This window comes from Halomicrobium katesii DSM 19301, from assembly GCF_000379085.1.
GTDB classification, from domain to species: domain Archaea; phylum Halobacteriota; class Halobacteria; order Halobacteriales; family Haloarculaceae; genus Halomicrobium; species Halomicrobium katesii.
In genome coordinates this window covers 2,030,229-2,044,087 of record NZ_KB905378.1, presented here as the reverse complement: position 1 = coordinate 2,044,087, position 13,859 = coordinate 2,030,229, and the positions used below count along the sequence as shown (strand labels likewise).

Here is a 13,859-nt window from a genome sequence, read left to right as displayed (position 1 = left end):
GCCGGGGCGACGGCGAGACACTATATGTATAGCCCAGAGACACCGCCGCGGCGAATACAGTTCTAGGGGAAGCCAAAGGAGACAGCGGGCCATGTTCCGATCAGAAATGACGACCACATCCGTGAAACGCCACGCGCAAACACCGTCGCTGCGCGTCGTCGACGCAGTTGCAGCCGAAACCGACACCGATCCGACCGAACTCACGCCGCTTGGCACAGTCCTCGACACCGACGCGCTCGACGCACTCGTCTCGTCTGCCGGCGACCTCTCCGTGAACTTCGAGTACGAAGGTTACCGAATCTCGATCGGCAGCGACGACCAGCTCGCGCTCGAACCGCTGCCGGAGGAGATCTGAGGATGTCGACGAACGAACCGACACGGGCCGACGACGAGCAGATCCGCGAAACCTACGAGGAGTACGTCATCCGCGGCGAGAGCGTCGCGATGATCGCGGATCCCGAGCGCACCCACGCCTGGATCCAGTCGGACGTGACCGTCGAAATCGAGCAGTGAACACTCCACCGCCGTGTCGGCCCGGCCACTCCGGCTCGACCGATCCGCCAATGGACACGACCATCGAGACGCTGGTTCGGCCCACGAGCGCGCGACCGGCGACAGCCCTCTGTGTCGACGACGACCGCGAGTACCTGTCGGCGATCGAACGAGCCTTCGAGGATCGCGACGACCTCCAGATTCGCGTCGAGACCGATCCGTCGGCCGTGCCCGACCGGCTCGACGGCGTCGAGTGTCTGGTCAGCGCCGTCCGACCCGACGGCTCTGACGGGCGCTCGCTGCTGAGAGCGGTCCGGGAAGTCGCCCCGAACGTCCCGTTCTTGTTTCACTCGGCCGTCCCCTTCGAAGAGATCGATCGGGACGCCCTGTGGAACGGTCCGACGGACTACCTCGAAAAGGGCTCGGGCGACTCCCACATGGCACTCCTGGCGTATCGCATCCGCCGGCTCGTCGGGCAACACCGCCTGACTGCGAGCGCGCGGCGCTGTCACGAGGCCCTCGAAGCGAGCCGCGAGGCCACGCTGATGGTCACGCCAGACGGCGAAGTGACCTTCGCCAACAACCGGCTCGCGACGGAACTGTCCGCGTCGCCGGCCGAGCTGCGCGGCCGAGAGTGGACCGAGCTGCTAGCGGAGGCGTCCGTCCGGCGACTCCGGTCAGAGGCGTTCCCCGTCGCCGCCGACGGCTGGAGCTGGACCGGACAGACGACGCTCGCGACCGACACGGACGAGCCGAGCAGTTCGCGGACGACGCTGTCGACGCTCGACGACGGGACCGCGATCCTGGTGTTTCACGAACTGGATCGGGCAGACGAGTAGCGGAAGCGAGCACGCGCCCGACGGACAGATTCCCGACGAGCAGCGACTGCAGAACGCGATCCCGAGACGCGTCGATCAGTCGTGTCGGAACGACCGCTGGCCGGTGAGGACCATCGCCACGTCGTGTTCGTTCGCGGCCTCGATGACCGTGTCGTCGTTCTTCGAGCCGCCCGGCTGGATGACCGCCTCGATGCCCGCCTCGGCGGCGGCTTCGAGGCCGTCCGGGAACGGGAAGAAGGCGTCGCTCGCCATCACCGCGCCGTCGGCGTCCTTGCCCTGGGCGTGCTCGTCGGCCTTCATCGCGGCGAGGCGAACGGCGTCGACCCGAGAGACCTGCCCCATCCCGATCCCGACCGTCTCCGTCCCTTTGGCGAAGAGGATGCCGTTCGATTTCACGTGCTTGAGCGTGTGCCAGGCGAACAGCATCGACTCGATCTGCTCGTCGGTCGGCTCGCGGTCGGTGACGACTTCGAGGTCGTCGGCCGTGAGGTGCTGGGTGTCGCGCTCCTGGACGAGGCGGCCGCCGACGAGTGGCTTCTCCGTGATCGGCTCGCTCACGTCGTAGTTTTCCGGCCGGCCGGACTCGCCCGTCCGGTCGTCCCCAACGTCCAGTACGCGCAGGTTCTCCTTCTGGAAGAGCACGTCGAGCGCGTCGTCGGTGTAGCCCGGCGCGACGACGATCTCCTTGAAGGAGTCGACGATCTGCTCGGCCGTGGCAACGTCGCACTCGCGGTTCAGCGCGACGATGCCGCCGAAGGCGCTCTGGGGGTCCGTCGAGAGGGCCCGCTCGTAGGCCTCGGCGACGGAGTCGGCGGTCGCACAGCCCGCGGGATTGGTGTGCTTGATGACGGCGGCGGCCGGCTCGTCGAACTCCTTGATCAGATTCAGGGCTCCGTCGGCGTCGTTGTAGTTGTTGTAGCTGAGTGCCTTCGCGCCCTCGTTGAGCTGGTCGGCGTGGACGACGCTGGCCTCCTCGGTCGTCCGGTCGGCGTACACCGCCGCGTCCTGATGCGGGTTCTCCCCGTAGCGCAGGTCGGCGGTGCGGTCGTTGCTGACGAGCCGGCGCGCGGGGAACGGACCGCCGTCGTCGCCCTCGACGGTGACGGTGTGGGCGTCCCAGTCGACGGTGACGCGGTCCTCTGCGAACCACTCGATCGCGCGCGGATACGCGGTGAACTCGCCCTCGTAGAGGACGCGCTCCTTGAGGTCGGCCACGTCGTCGCCGTCGTACACCGGGATCGGTTCCTGCGTGACGATCGGGCCGTTGTCGACCTCCTCGTCGACGACGTGGACGGTACAGCCGGTGGTCTTGACGCCGGCGTCGAGGACCTGCTCGTGGGCGTCCATGCCCGGGAAGGCGGGCAGCAGCGACGGGTGGACGTTCAGCGTCGTGGACATCTCGTCGAGGAACGTCTCCGTGAGGACTCGCATGTAGCCGTCCAGACAGACCAGATCGAAGTCGTACTCCTCGATGGCGTCCAGCACGCGCAGTTCGTGGGCTTCCCGCTCCTGGTCGTCGGGGCGCTCGACGACCTCGGTGGGGATGTCGCGCTCGGCGGCGGCCTCTATGACGGGCGCGTCGGCGTCGTTCGTGAGCACGACCGCGATCTCGGCCCCGCCGGGCGCGCGGTCGGCGACGTTCATCAGGTTGCGGCCACGGTTGCTGGCCAGACCGGCGATTTTCATGGTCGAGAGGGCGCGGCGGGCGCGCAAAGTAATTGCGGTGTCGGAATGACACAATCGACACGGTTCGGCTCGACAGTAACGCTTTCAGGGACCGCCGCCCAGCGACGAGGTATGACCGAAGCTGAGCGCCCGTGGGCACAGCTGGCGCTCGCCGTCGGCGGCCTCTGCTGGATCGGCTGGAGCCTGGCGACGATCGTCACCGGATCCGCCGACGGATCCGTCCGGCTCCTCGTCGGCGCGTCCGGATTCGTGCTGGCGGTCGGACTGCTCGGCGTCGTCCTCCGGCTCCCGTGGATCTACCAGTTCCCCGGCGGTGAGGGGAGCGGGATCGCACTGCTTGGCGGGCTCGCCTTCGCCGCCGGTCAGTGGTCGAGGGTGCTGCTGGGCGGGGCCGGGTGGTTCGCCGAGGGCATCGTCGCGCTGGGCGTCCTCGGACTGGCCAGCGGGACCGTCCTGCTGGCTGCCGGTGTCGTCCGGGCACGCCGAGTTCCGCCCTGGCTCGGCGTCGCCCTGTTCGTCGGGACCGTCCTGTTTCTCGGGTTCGGAAACGGCGACGGACTGCGTGCGTGGCTCGCACCGCCGCTGGGCCTGGCGTGGCTCGCGCTCGGGGGCTACCTCCTCCGGTACTCGGAGCAGCCGTCGGGCCACCTCGAACCCAGCGCGATCAGCCGGTGACCTCGCCCGGCGAAAGACATTCTACGGCGGCCAGTGATAGCCGAGTCATGCCAGACCGCGATCCCGTACAGGATGGACTCCCCGGCGAGGACCGCTACGACGTGGCCGAGTGGAACGCCCACGAACTGCGCGTGCTGGACGCCATCGAGACGGGCGACGGTCCCGCCGAACCCTGATCGACACGCTTTTTCGCCGGCCTCGCACATCCCTCGGTATGACTGACCGGGGTCCGCTCGACGCCGTCTCGCCGCTCGACGGCCGCTACGCTCGTTACACGGAACCGCTCGTGCCCTACGCCAGCGAGCGCGCACTGATGCGCGCTCGCGTCCGGGTCGAAGTCGAGTACCTGCTCGCGCTGGCCGATCTCGACGCGACGCCGCTGACGATCGACGCGGCCCAGCGCGACCACCTGCGGAACTGCTACGAGGCCTTCGACGAGGAGGACGCGGCCCTCGTCAAGCAACTCGAAACGGAGGGGTACGGGGAGTACGCCGCGACCAACCACGACGTGAAAGCCGTCGAGTACTTCGTTCGCCTCCACCTCCCCGACGGACTGGACGCGGCCAACTGGATCCACTTCGGACTCACCAGCGAGGACGTGAACAACCTCGCCCACCGGCTGCTGGTCGGTCCGGCCGTCGAGGACGTGCTCGTCCCGGAACTGCGCGCCGTCCGGGACCGCCTGGTCGCGTTCGCTCACGACTACGGCGACCTCCCGATGCTGGCCCGCACCCACGGACAGCCCGCGACGCCGACGACCTTCGGCAAGGAGATGGCCGTCTACGCCTCGCGGCTGGGGAGAGCCATCGCGCGGATCGAAGCCGCGGCCGACGACCTCTCGGGCAAGCTGGCCGGCGCTTCCGGCACCTACGCCGCTCACCACGCCGCGTATCCCGAGGTGGACTGGCCCGCCGTCTCCGAGGCGTTCGTCGCGGACCTCGGGCTGGAACACGAACCGCTGACGACGCAGGTCAACCCCTGTGACGACCTCGAAGCCGTCTTCGACGCGGTCCGCGGAGCCAACAACGTCCTCCGGGACCTCGACCTCGACATGTGGCTCTACGTCTCCGATCGCTACCTCGGACAGGAGGCCGTCGAGGGCGAGACCGGCTCCTCGACGATGCCCCACAAGGTGAATCCCATCGACTTCGAGAACAGCGAGGGGAACCTCACGAAGGCGAACTCGGACCTGACCTTCCTCGGGGACTACGTCACCACCTCCCGGCTCCAGCGGGACCTCTCTGACTCGACGGTCAAGCGCAACATCGGGTCGGCGTTCGCCTACTGTCTGATCGCCTACCAGAAGTGTCAGCGCGGCCTGGACAAGGTCGTCCCCAACGAGCGGGTCATGCGCGAGGAGCTCGAATCGACCCCGGAGATCATCGGCGAGGCCGTCCAGACGATCCTCCGACGCGAGGGCCACGACGACGCCTACGAGCAGGTGAAGAAAGCGACGCGGGGCAAGTCCGTCACTATCGAGGACTTCCGGGAGATGATCGCGGGCCTGGACGTGAGCGAGTCCGTCCGCGAGGAACTGCTCGCCGTGACGCCCACGGGCTACACCGGCGTCGCCGACGAACTGGCGGACGACGTGTAGGCACGAGCGCGGTTCTCCGATCACCGCACACGGCACAGCCCCGAGACGCTGGTCGCTGGCGGCGACTGACGCTGGGCGGTCGCGCGATCAGTCCTGCGCCGTCGCGCCGCGGCTCTCGTAGTCCACGTCGGGACGAGTCTCCAGATTCTCGATCGCCTCGATCCGGTCGGTCCGCTCCATCTGCTCGTAGACGCTGCGCCAGACCGCGGCCTCCTCGTACATGCTGACTGCCTTCAGGAGAGCGATCCCCTCGCCCGTGACGGCGTAGAACGTCGTCGGCGGATCGTCGACGCTCTTGGCGCGCGGGACCGGGATCTTCTCGACGATGCCGCGGTCGACGAGCTCGTCGACGTGGTACCGGAGGTTGGCCTCGGTCTCGTCAGGGTTGCGGTAGAGAAGCTCCTCGACGGAGAGGACGCCGTCGGGCTGGGCGAGGATCTGGTGGAGGACGTCGAGGCGGGTCTCGTGGAGGACGAAGCGCCGTCGCTCCAGTTCGTCCCCGAAGCCGTTCGGTCGCTCGCCGCGGTCTTGCGTCGCCATGTCTAGTCGGTGCCGTGCCTCGCCGATAAGTGTTCTGGTCAGTACTAGATCGCTGTAGTCATCACTACACTAGCAAAGTTGATCCTAGGGTGTGAGCGGCCGACGAGGACCGGACCAGCCACGGTTATATACCGTCCCGTCGACCGCGAAACCATGAGCGGGCCGAGCTTCGACGGGCAGGAGGTCCTCGACGAGACGCTGTCCTTCCTCGGGAGTCTCCCCCCCGAGCAGATCACGGCGATGCGGGACGCGGTGTACGGCGACCTCGGCCGCTACGAGGAAGCCGACTGCACGTACTTCGTACTGGGCAACTACGACGAGTACGAGAAGGAGCGCGTCCTGTCGGTTCGTGACTCTCTGACCGACTCTGCGGCCGGCCGAGTCGCGTTCACGCTGGAGGATATCGATCCCGGCGTCGACGCCTGGCAGAACTTCTACGTGAAGTTCCGGGTGTTCGCCCGGCGGGCAGACCACATCGTCCTCGTCGCCGAAGACAACGACGGCGGGCACGAACTGGAGCTGGGCGAGGTGGATCGCGAGCGGCTGTACGTCCTCAAGCGAGACTACGACGGGGCGTCGCTCGATCCGCCGGACGACGACGAGCGATCGGCCGCCGACCCGGCGTTTGGCGACCTCGACTACGAGCGCTTCGACGCGATGATGCTGACGCTGTTTGCCTACCTCGACGACGAGGGACGACTGTTCACCTGGGCCAGCGAGAGCGGGCTCGCCCGTGCCGTCGACCGCGTGATCGCCGAGACCGTCTGACAGTCGAGCACAATCCTCACGGGGTTCGGGACCGACTGGCTGGTAGATGGTACTGAATACGGACGGTCGCGTCCTGACACTGGCGTTCGCGCGGATGGCCGACGCGCTGGGCAACTCCTTTCTGATCATCGTCCTGCCGCTGTACATCGCCAGCGGCCAGATCTCGCTGTCGGGCATCGCCGGCACGGAGATCCTCGGCTTCGTCCTGCGCGAGGAGACGCTGATCGGGCTCGTGCTCTCCCTGTTCGGTCTGCTGAACAGCTTCGGCCAGCCGTTCACCGGCCGGCTCTCCGACCGGACCGGCCGGCGGCGCGTGTTCGTCCTGACGGGACTGGCGATCTTCGCCGTCGGCAGCGCGACCTACCCGTTCGTCACGAGCTACTGGTCGGTGCTCGGGGCCCGCGCGCTCCAGGGGATCGGCGCGGCCTTCACCGTGCCGGCCACGGTCGCGCTGGTCAACGACTACGCGGCCAGCGACCGCGAACGGGGCGGCAACTTCGGCGTGTTCAACACCTTCCGGCTGATCGGCTTCGGGTTCGGGCCGATCGTCGCCGGAGTCGTCATCACGGGCGGGCTGGCGGCCGAGACCGTCGTCAGCTACGCGCTCCCGGGCTGGCTGGGCCCCCTGGCCGGCCTCACGTTCTCCGGGTTCGTCGCCGCCTTCGCCGTCGCCGTCCTCGGGGCGGTCGTCAGTTTCGTGCTCGTCGTCGCTCTGATCGCGGACCCGCCGAACGTCGTCGGCGGGGCGGGCAAAGACCTCTCGATCGCGGTCCGCGACCGCGACGGGAACGGGCTCGATCCCGTCTTCGTCCTCGGCGTCGGGACCTTCTTCATGGCCACGACGATCGCGCTGTTCGCCACCCTGGAGGGGCCGATCCGCGCGCGACTGGACGAGACGACGTTCCTCTTTTCGGTGCAGTTCGCCGCCGTCGTCATCGCCAACGTCGTCTTCCAGATCCCCATCGGCCGCGCCTCGGACGTGTACGGCCGCCGCCCGTTCATCATCGCGGGCTTCGTCGTCCTGATCCCCGCCGTGTTCGCGCAGGGCGTCGTCACGGGACCGTGGACGATGCTCGCGGCCAGACTGCTCCAGGGCGTCGCCGTCGCGCTCGTGTTCGCGCCGTCGCTCGCGCTGGCTGGCGATCTCGCCGGGGACCGCGGGTCGGGGACGACGCTGTCGGTGCTGACGATGGCGTTCGGACTCGGCGTCGCACTCGGGCCACTCGCTTCCGGCGTGCTGTACAACCTCGGCGGTCTCGTCGCGCCGTTTAGCTTCGGTGCCGTCCTGGCCGTGTTCGCGCTCCTCTTGACCTACTTCGAAGTCGAGGACACGCTGGAGACCGGTCGGACCAGTGAGCCAGCGCCACAGGAGTGAGATAATGATAAAACACCGGATGCATCCGGGAGCAGCCTCAGACGGCTCGCAGTCAACTATCACACGATGACCGCATCCTCGACAGCCATCAGGGGGAGACGCGACGCCGACCCCACGACGACGATCTCGCTGAGCGGCGGTCGCCGGCTCAGGTACGCGGCGTACGGCCGTTCCGACGGGACGCCCGTGCTGTTCTTGCACGGGACCCCCGGCTCGCACAGGCTCGGTTCGCTATTCGACGCGGCCGCGCGAGAACGGGGGGTCAGGCTCATCGCGCCAGACCGGCCGGGCTACGGCGGCTCGACGGCGTGGTCGGAGCGATCAATCGGCGACGCCGACCGGTACCTCCGTGCGATCCTCGACGACGCGAACGTCCAGCGAGCCGGGCTGGTGGCCTTTTCCGGCGGCGCGCCACACGCGCTGGCGATGGCCACGCAGTGCCCCGACATCGTGTCTCGGGTCGATCTCGTCGCCGGGGCGACACCGCCGGACGTGGCCGGCGAGACACCCACGACACAGCGGCTCCTCGATGGGCTGGCGACCAGAGCGCCGACGCTGCTCGCTGGCCTCCTGCGCGGACAGGCGTGGCTCGCCGAGCGTCTCGACCCGTCGTTCGTCGTCGCACAGTACACCGCGGGCGACGCGGACGAGTCGGTCTCCGAGGAAGTGGCGACGACCGTCGAGGCCGACTTTCTCGAAGCGCTCGCACACACCACGAGCGGTACCGTCACGGAGCTCCGGACCGCGGCCACGGAGTGGGCGCTGGACTACGAGGCGCTGGCCGCCGACGTGCGTCTCTGGCACGGGACCGCGGACACGAACGTCCCGATAGCGAGCGTGCGAGCGTTCGAGGACCGACTCCCGGCCGCGACGATCGAGACGGTCGACAGTGCCGACCACCTGCGGACGCTCCTTCGAGCGGTGCCGGCGGCACTTGAGGCGTATCGATGACCGCGGCAGGCGTCGTCCGGGCGGCCGCGTGAGGTCTTTATGCCGGACAGACGAACGGCGGCCAACGGCCGCATGAAACGGATCCAGTTCTCGGTCACGTACCCAGATCGGCTCCGTCACCCCCTCCAGAGCCACCTCGAAGGCGACGGACCGCTCACGCGGGCCGAGCTGTTGCTGTGGAGTCCGACGGCGGACGCGACGACGCTGTGCTGGTTCGACGGCGAGCCGGCGGCCGCCGAGCGCGCGGTCGGGACGATCGACTCACTGGAGACGACCAGCCACGTTCGGGACGGTGACGGGACCTACGTCTACCTCCAGCAGGACGGGTTCGAGTTTCCCGACGTGGTGCTGGACCTGATCGCCGACGCCGCGGTGATCTTCCGCCCGCCGGTGGTGTTTCGCGACGACGGGACGATCTCGTTCGAGGCCGTCGGCGAGACGAGCGCCCTCAGCGCCTTTCACGACGCACTCGCGGCGGTCGGGGATCTCTCGATCGAGCGGGTCCGGTCGTTCGAACGCTCCAGTCGCCCCGCACGGCTCACCGATCGACAGCGAGCGGCTATCGAGGCGGCGGTGGCGGTCGGCTACTACGAGATCCCGCGCGAGGGCACGATCGAGGACGTGGCGGCGCGACTCGACTGCGCGACCAGCACGGCGGGCGAACTCGTTCGGAAGGCCGAGGCCGCGGTCGTCGAGGGCGTCGTCGACCGCCAGTAGCTATCGGCACCACACCCTAACGGCTGGCACCCGTAGTCGACCGTATGTTCCGCGACCGCACCGACGCCGGCCGACAGCTGGCCGAGGCGATGGCCGACCGCGGCGTCAGCCCGGAGCTCGTCCTCGCGATTCCGCGCGGCGGCCTGCCACCGGGACGGGCCGTCGCCGACCGCTTCGACGCGCCGCTCGACGTGGTCGTCGCCAGGAAGCTCGGCGCGCCGAACAACCCCGAGCTGGCCCTCGCCGCCGTCGCCGAGGACGGGAGCGTCTGGCGCAACGACGAGCTGCTCGCGCGACTCGACGTGACCGACGAGTACGTCGACGCCGAACGCGTCCGCGTCGGCGACGAGGCACGCGAGACGGCCGAGCGGTACCGCGAGGGAGCATTTCCGTCGCTACGGGACCGGCGCGTCGCCATCGTGGACGACGGGATCGCGACGGGCGCGACGATGCGGGCCTGCCTCGCTCGGGTGCGTGCCGCGGAGCCGGCGTCGATCGCGGTCGGCGTCCCGGTGGGGCCCGCGGGGACGATCGACGACCTCGCGGCGAGTGCCGACACCGTCGTCTGCGTCGAGACACCGGCGGCCTTCCGGGCGGTCGGGGCCTACTACCGGAATTTCGGACAGGTCAGCGACGAGGAAGCGATGGGGTATCTGGCGTCCGAGTAGCGCCGCGAGGCTCAACGGCTCGTCGAGAGCAGCCGTTCGACAGTCGCCTCGACGGCCGCCGCGGCCGCGTGGATCTCGCTGCGGCGGACGTACTCGCGCTCGCTGTGGGCGACCGCGCCCTCCGCGTCGGCCAGCACGCCCGGACCGAAGACGACCGTCGGTGCGTCGGGCGCGAAGTGGGCGGCCTCCGTCGCGGCACCGAACGGGCGGACCGCACCGCCGCTCTCCGCGGCGAGCGTCTGGACGAGCGTCGCTTCCCGGTCGGTCTCGAACGCCTCGGGGAACGGCGTGTCGGGCCGGACGAGCGACACGTCGAGGGACATGCCGTCCGGGAGCCACTGCCCGAGGTGTGCTTCGAGCCGTTCGGGGAACTCGTCGCTGGTCTCCGGGGGGACGCTGCGGCGGTCGAAGGTGATCGTACACTCGGCGGGCACCTGGTTGGGGGCCTCGCCGCCCTCGATCATCGAGGGGGTGAGCGTGGGGCGGCCCAGTGTCTCGTGTTCACTCGGACCGTGGTGCTCGCTGTAGCTCTCCATGGCCTGCATGATCGGCGCGGCGGCCCGGATGGCGTTCGCGCCGTCGGCGGGATCGGAGGCGTGGGCGCTCTCGCCGTGGATGGTGACCCGCCCCTCGAACTGGCCGCGGGCCGCGGTACACACGTCCAGGTCGGTCGGCTCGCCGACGACGTACCCGTCGGCCGACAGCGCCTCTTCGAGGTGGCCCGCACCGGTCTGGTGGGTCTCTTCGTCTGGCGTGATCGCCAGCGTCAGCCGCCCAGCACCCACATCCGCCCGGAGGAAGGCGGCGAGCAGCGCGGCCAGTGGCCCCTTCGCGTCGCAGCTCCCCCGGCCTCGGACCACGTCGTCCTCGCCCTCGCGAAACGGAACGTGAGGCGGGACGGTGTCGATATGCGTGTTCAGGACGAGGTGAGGGCCCTCCTCGGCCGCCTCGCGGCTGGCCAGCACGTTTCCGGCCTCGTCGACGGTGGCCTCGTGACCGCCGTCGGCGAGCGCGTCGACCAGCAGATCGCGCATCTCGTCGACAGCGTCGTGGGAGGGAGTCTCGACGGCCTCGCGGTGGAAAGCGTCGACGTCGAACGTCGCGGCGTCGGCCATTACTCTCCGGCCTCGTCTTCGACGCGAACCACGTCGACCATCGTCTCGCGGCGGCGGACCACCCGCTCGTCGCCGTCCTCGATGGCGACTTCGGCCGGTCGGGGCTGGGAGTGGAACTGGTTGGCCAGTTCGTAGCCGTAGGCCCCGGCGTTGCCGATCGCCAGCAGATCGGTCCGCTCGGGGCGGGCGATCGGACGGTCCGTCGCGAACACGTCCGCGCTCGTACAGCACGGGCCGCCGATCGAGACGGGATGTGGCTCTCGGTCGGGAGCGGTGACGTTGCGAATCGGGTGATAGGAGTCGAACATCGCCGGGCGGATCAGCGTCGCCAGCGAGGCGTCGACGCCGACGACCGTCGTCGCTGGCGTCTCCTTGACCGTGTTGACTGTCGTGAGGATCAACTCGGCGTCGGCCACGACGTAGCGGCCCGGCTCCAGTTTGATCCGGGCCGAGAGGTCACCGACCGCCTCGCGGACCCGCTCGCCGACGGTCTCCACGTCCAGGGGCTCGGTCTCCTCGCGGTAGGGCACGCCGAAGCCGCCGCCGAAGTCGACGAACTCCAGATCGGAGTCCCCGACTTCGCGTGCCAGCTGGGCGACCTTCGCGATGGCCCGGCAGTGGTCGTCGAGGTCCTCGCGCAGGACGCCGCTGCCCGCGTGGGCGTGCAGCCCCACGAGGTCGAACCGGTCGCGGAGGTCGTCCGCGAGCGCGGGCACCTCGTCGTAGGGGATGCCGAACTTCGCGTCCTTACCGGTCGCGACCTTCTCGTGGTGGCCCGTCCCGATGCCGGGGTTGATCCGGATCGCGACGCGACCGTCGTAGCCGCGGTCTTCGAGGCGGTCGAACGTGTCCTCGGCTCCGCCGGTGATCGTCAGACCGGGGTGCTCGTCGGCGAGATCGACCGCGTAGTCGAGGTCGCCCGTGGGAGGATTGACCGCGGTGTACTGCAGCGTGTTGGGGTCCGCGCCGGCGTCGATCGCTCGCTGGAGTTCGCCGGCAGCGGCACACTCGATGTCCGCGCCCGCTTCGAGGAGTCCCGAGAGGACGGCACGGCCGGTGTGTGCCTTCGCGGCGTACATCACGTGCGCGTCGGGGAAGGCCGCGGCGAAGCGCCGGTAGTTCGCCGCGACGCGGTCCACGTCCAGCACGTACAGCGGCGTCCCGTGTTCCTCGGCCAGCCGGGCGAGACGGTCGTGGTCCCAGTCCGCCAGTCGACGGACCGGAGGCGAGTCGCTACTCATTGGGGAGTACACGGCGCGGGCGAGTAAGAAGGGTTCCGTTTCGGGCCGCCGGTAGTCGGTCCGTGTGCCCGCTCGTCTCCGGTCCGGGAATCCAGACGCAGGGACCGACCGCGGCTCGCCGAGGCGAGGGAGACGAGGCGCGGTTACCCGCTCTCACCCTCAGCCGGCGACTCAGTTCCGTCGTCGGTCGCCTCCGTTTCCGTGCCCGGCTCTTCTTCCGGTGCGTCGGTTTCCGTGCCCGGCTCTTTTTCCGGCGTCTCCTCCATCTCTTCGGCCATGAACGGCTGGATCGCCGACAGCACGTCCGGGATGGGGAGCGCCGGATCGTAGGCGTCCGGGAACGGCGACTCGCCGACGAGTGCGTTGAGCACCGCGGCGTGGCGCGCCTCGACGCTGTGGATCGACAGCGCGGCCGAGAGGATGTCCGGGCTCTCGATGCGCGGTGCCACACCGGCGTAGGCGGCGACGCCGGTGTTTTCGAGCACCTGTGCGGTCGCGATGAAGGCGTCGGCCGAGTCGATCCCGAACTCGAAGGCGGGCGGGTTGACCGGCGTCCCGCCGAGCGTCTCGATGACGCGAGCCAGCTGCTCGGTGTGGGACTGTTCCTGTGCGCTGATCTCCTCGAAGAACGTGACCAGCAGATCCGCCGGCACTTCGAGCGCGCTCGCGCTCGCCAGCGCCTCGCCGTCGAACTGTTCGAGCCCCGTGTCGTAGAACTCGTCTTCGAGGTATTCGAGCGTCAACGCGTAGTTGAGCACGTCCACGTCCGTGTCGGGCTGGTCGAACTGGGACGGAACCTCCATGGGCTGGTTGCCAGCCGCGTCGTCCTCCTGGGCCGTCGCGGCCGTCCCGACCAGCCCCGCACCGATCACTGCACCCGTGCCCGCGAGCACGTCGCGCCGCGAGCGCATCGTCTGGCGGATGTCTTTCATCGTCGGCAATACTGTGCTGTCGTCCGTTCGGTGTCTGTCTGTCATGAGCGTGTCCTGCCAGCGCTATGGCGTCTCCCGCTTACGGAGATGGACGGTTTGTTATGCGCAGAGATTTCCAGCCGGCGCTCGATACGACCGCGTTACCCGGTCGCGAGGCGTTCGAACGGGGACGGCCGCGTTGGGACTCCGGGTGACGACAGAGAGCGACGAACGGCGGCGTCTGTGGCCGGCGTCGGCGACGGCCGCCGCGAGTAAGGCGAGAC

General features: G+C 69.2%; 16 protein-coding genes. 11 read left to right on the top strand and 5 right to left on the bottom strand.

The window, feature by feature from the left end; genetic code table 11:
- The first annotated feature begins 91 nt into the window (after positions 1-91).
- The 3 genes from HALKA_RS0110800 to HALKA_RS0110790 are packed head-to-tail and all read left to right on the top strand — an operon-like array spanning position 92 to position 1,331.
- A complete protein-coding gene (locus HALKA_RS0110800; RefSeq protein ID WP_018258005.1) occupies positions 92-355 on the top strand; it encodes a HalOD1 output domain-containing protein in 264 nt (87 codons plus the stop codon).
- Between the two features lie 2 nt (positions 356-357).
- Positions 358-513, top strand: a complete 156-nt coding sequence (locus HALKA_RS21410) for a hypothetical protein (RefSeq protein WP_018258004.1) — start codon at positions 358-360, stop codon at positions 511-513.
- Between the two features lie 50 nt (positions 514-563).
- Positions 564-1,331 carry a PAS domain-containing protein gene (locus HALKA_RS0110790; RefSeq protein ID WP_018258003.1) on the top strand — a complete coding sequence of 256 codons (768 nt, stop codon included), beginning with the start codon at positions 564-566 and terminating at the stop codon, positions 1,329-1,331.
- Between the two features lie 75 nt (positions 1,332-1,406).
- Here HALKA_RS0110790 and purH read toward each other — a convergent pair whose 3' ends face one another.
- Positions 1,407-3,017, bottom strand: a complete 1,611-nt coding sequence (purH, locus tag HALKA_RS0110785; protein ID WP_018258002.1) for a bifunctional phosphoribosylaminoimidazolecarboxamide formyltransferase/IMP cyclohydrolase — start codon at positions 3,015-3,017, stop codon at positions 1,407-1,409.
- A gap of 111 nt (positions 3,018-3,128) precedes the next feature.
- Here purH and HALKA_RS0110780 point away from each other — a divergent pair, with 111 nt between their 5' ends.
- From HALKA_RS0110780 to purB, 3 genes are read left to right on the top strand one after another with little or no spacing between them, the layout of a single operon-like run.
- Positions 3,129-3,692, top strand: coding sequence for a hypothetical protein (locus HALKA_RS0110780; protein ID WP_018258001.1), 564 nt, complete (start codon positions 3,129-3,131; stop codon positions 3,690-3,692).
- 47 nt (positions 3,693-3,739) lie between these two features.
- Entirely contained in the window at positions 3,740-3,868 is a 129-nt protein-coding gene (locus HALKA_RS22135) for a hypothetical protein (protein ID WP_018258000.1), read from the top strand.
- Positions 3,869-3,906: 38 nt separating this feature from the next.
- Complete coding sequence (gene purB, locus HALKA_RS0110770; RefSeq protein ID WP_018257999.1) at positions 3,907-5,289, top strand: adenylosuccinate lyase; 1,383 nt, start codon at positions 3,907-3,909, stop codon at positions 5,287-5,289.
- A gap of 87 nt (positions 5,290-5,376) precedes the next feature.
- On the opposite strand, the gene HALKA_RS0110765 is transcribed toward purB, so the two are convergent.
- Positions 5,377-5,829, bottom strand: a complete 453-nt coding sequence (locus tag HALKA_RS0110765) for a winged helix-turn-helix domain-containing protein (RefSeq protein ID WP_018257998.1) — start codon at positions 5,827-5,829, stop codon at positions 5,377-5,379.
- A 153-nt stretch (positions 5,830-5,982) separates the two neighbouring features.
- Here HALKA_RS0110765 and HALKA_RS19955 point away from each other — a divergent pair, with 153 nt between their 5' ends.
- The 5 genes from HALKA_RS19955 (at position 5,983) to HALKA_RS0110740 (ending at position 10,308) form a co-directional block, all read left to right on the top strand.
- Positions 5,983-6,597, top strand: coding sequence for a DUF8170 family protein (locus tag HALKA_RS19955; RefSeq protein WP_018257997.1), 615 nt, complete (start codon positions 5,983-5,985; stop codon positions 6,595-6,597).
- 46 nt (positions 6,598-6,643) lie between these two features.
- A complete protein-coding gene (locus HALKA_RS0110755) occupies positions 6,644-7,972 on the top strand; it encodes an MFS transporter (RefSeq protein WP_018257996.1) in 1,329 nt (442 codons plus the stop codon).
- 66 nt (positions 7,973-8,038) lie between these two features.
- Positions 8,039-8,923, top strand: a complete 885-nt coding sequence (locus HALKA_RS0110750) for an alpha/beta fold hydrolase (protein WP_018257995.1) — start codon at positions 8,039-8,041, stop codon at positions 8,921-8,923.
- Between the two features lie 39 nt (positions 8,924-8,962).
- Positions 8,963-9,640 (top strand): helix-turn-helix domain-containing protein, encoded by a 678-nt coding sequence (locus tag HALKA_RS0110745; RefSeq protein ID WP_026190268.1) that lies wholly within the window; start codon positions 8,963-8,965, stop codon positions 9,638-9,640.
- A 44-nt stretch (positions 9,641-9,684) separates the two neighbouring features.
- A complete protein-coding gene (locus tag HALKA_RS0110740) occupies positions 9,685-10,308 on the top strand; it encodes a phosphoribosyltransferase (protein ID WP_018257993.1) in 624 nt (207 codons plus the stop codon).
- Positions 10,309-10,319: 11 nt separating this feature from the next.
- Here HALKA_RS0110740 and HALKA_RS0110735 read toward each other — a convergent pair whose 3' ends face one another.
- The 3 genes from HALKA_RS0110735 to HALKA_RS0110725 form a co-directional block, all read right to left on the bottom strand.
- Positions 10,320-11,423: a M20 family metallopeptidase gene (locus HALKA_RS0110735; protein ID WP_018257992.1), complete on the bottom strand. Its 1,104-nt coding sequence runs from the start codon at positions 11,421-11,423 to the stop codon at positions 10,320-10,322.
- A complete protein-coding gene (gene lysA, locus HALKA_RS0110730; RefSeq protein WP_018257991.1) occupies positions 11,423-12,664 on the bottom strand; it encodes a diaminopimelate decarboxylase in 1,242 nt (413 codons plus the stop codon). The genes HALKA_RS0110735 and lysA overlap by 1 nt, the downstream gene beginning before the upstream one ends.
- 143 nt (positions 12,665-12,807) lie before the next feature.
- On the bottom strand, positions 12,808-13,641 hold the full coding sequence (locus HALKA_RS0110725) for a ferritin-like domain-containing protein (protein ID WP_245545390.1): 834 nt from the start codon (positions 13,639-13,641) through the stop codon (positions 12,808-12,810).
- Between the last annotated feature and the right edge of the window lie 218 nt (positions 13,642-13,859).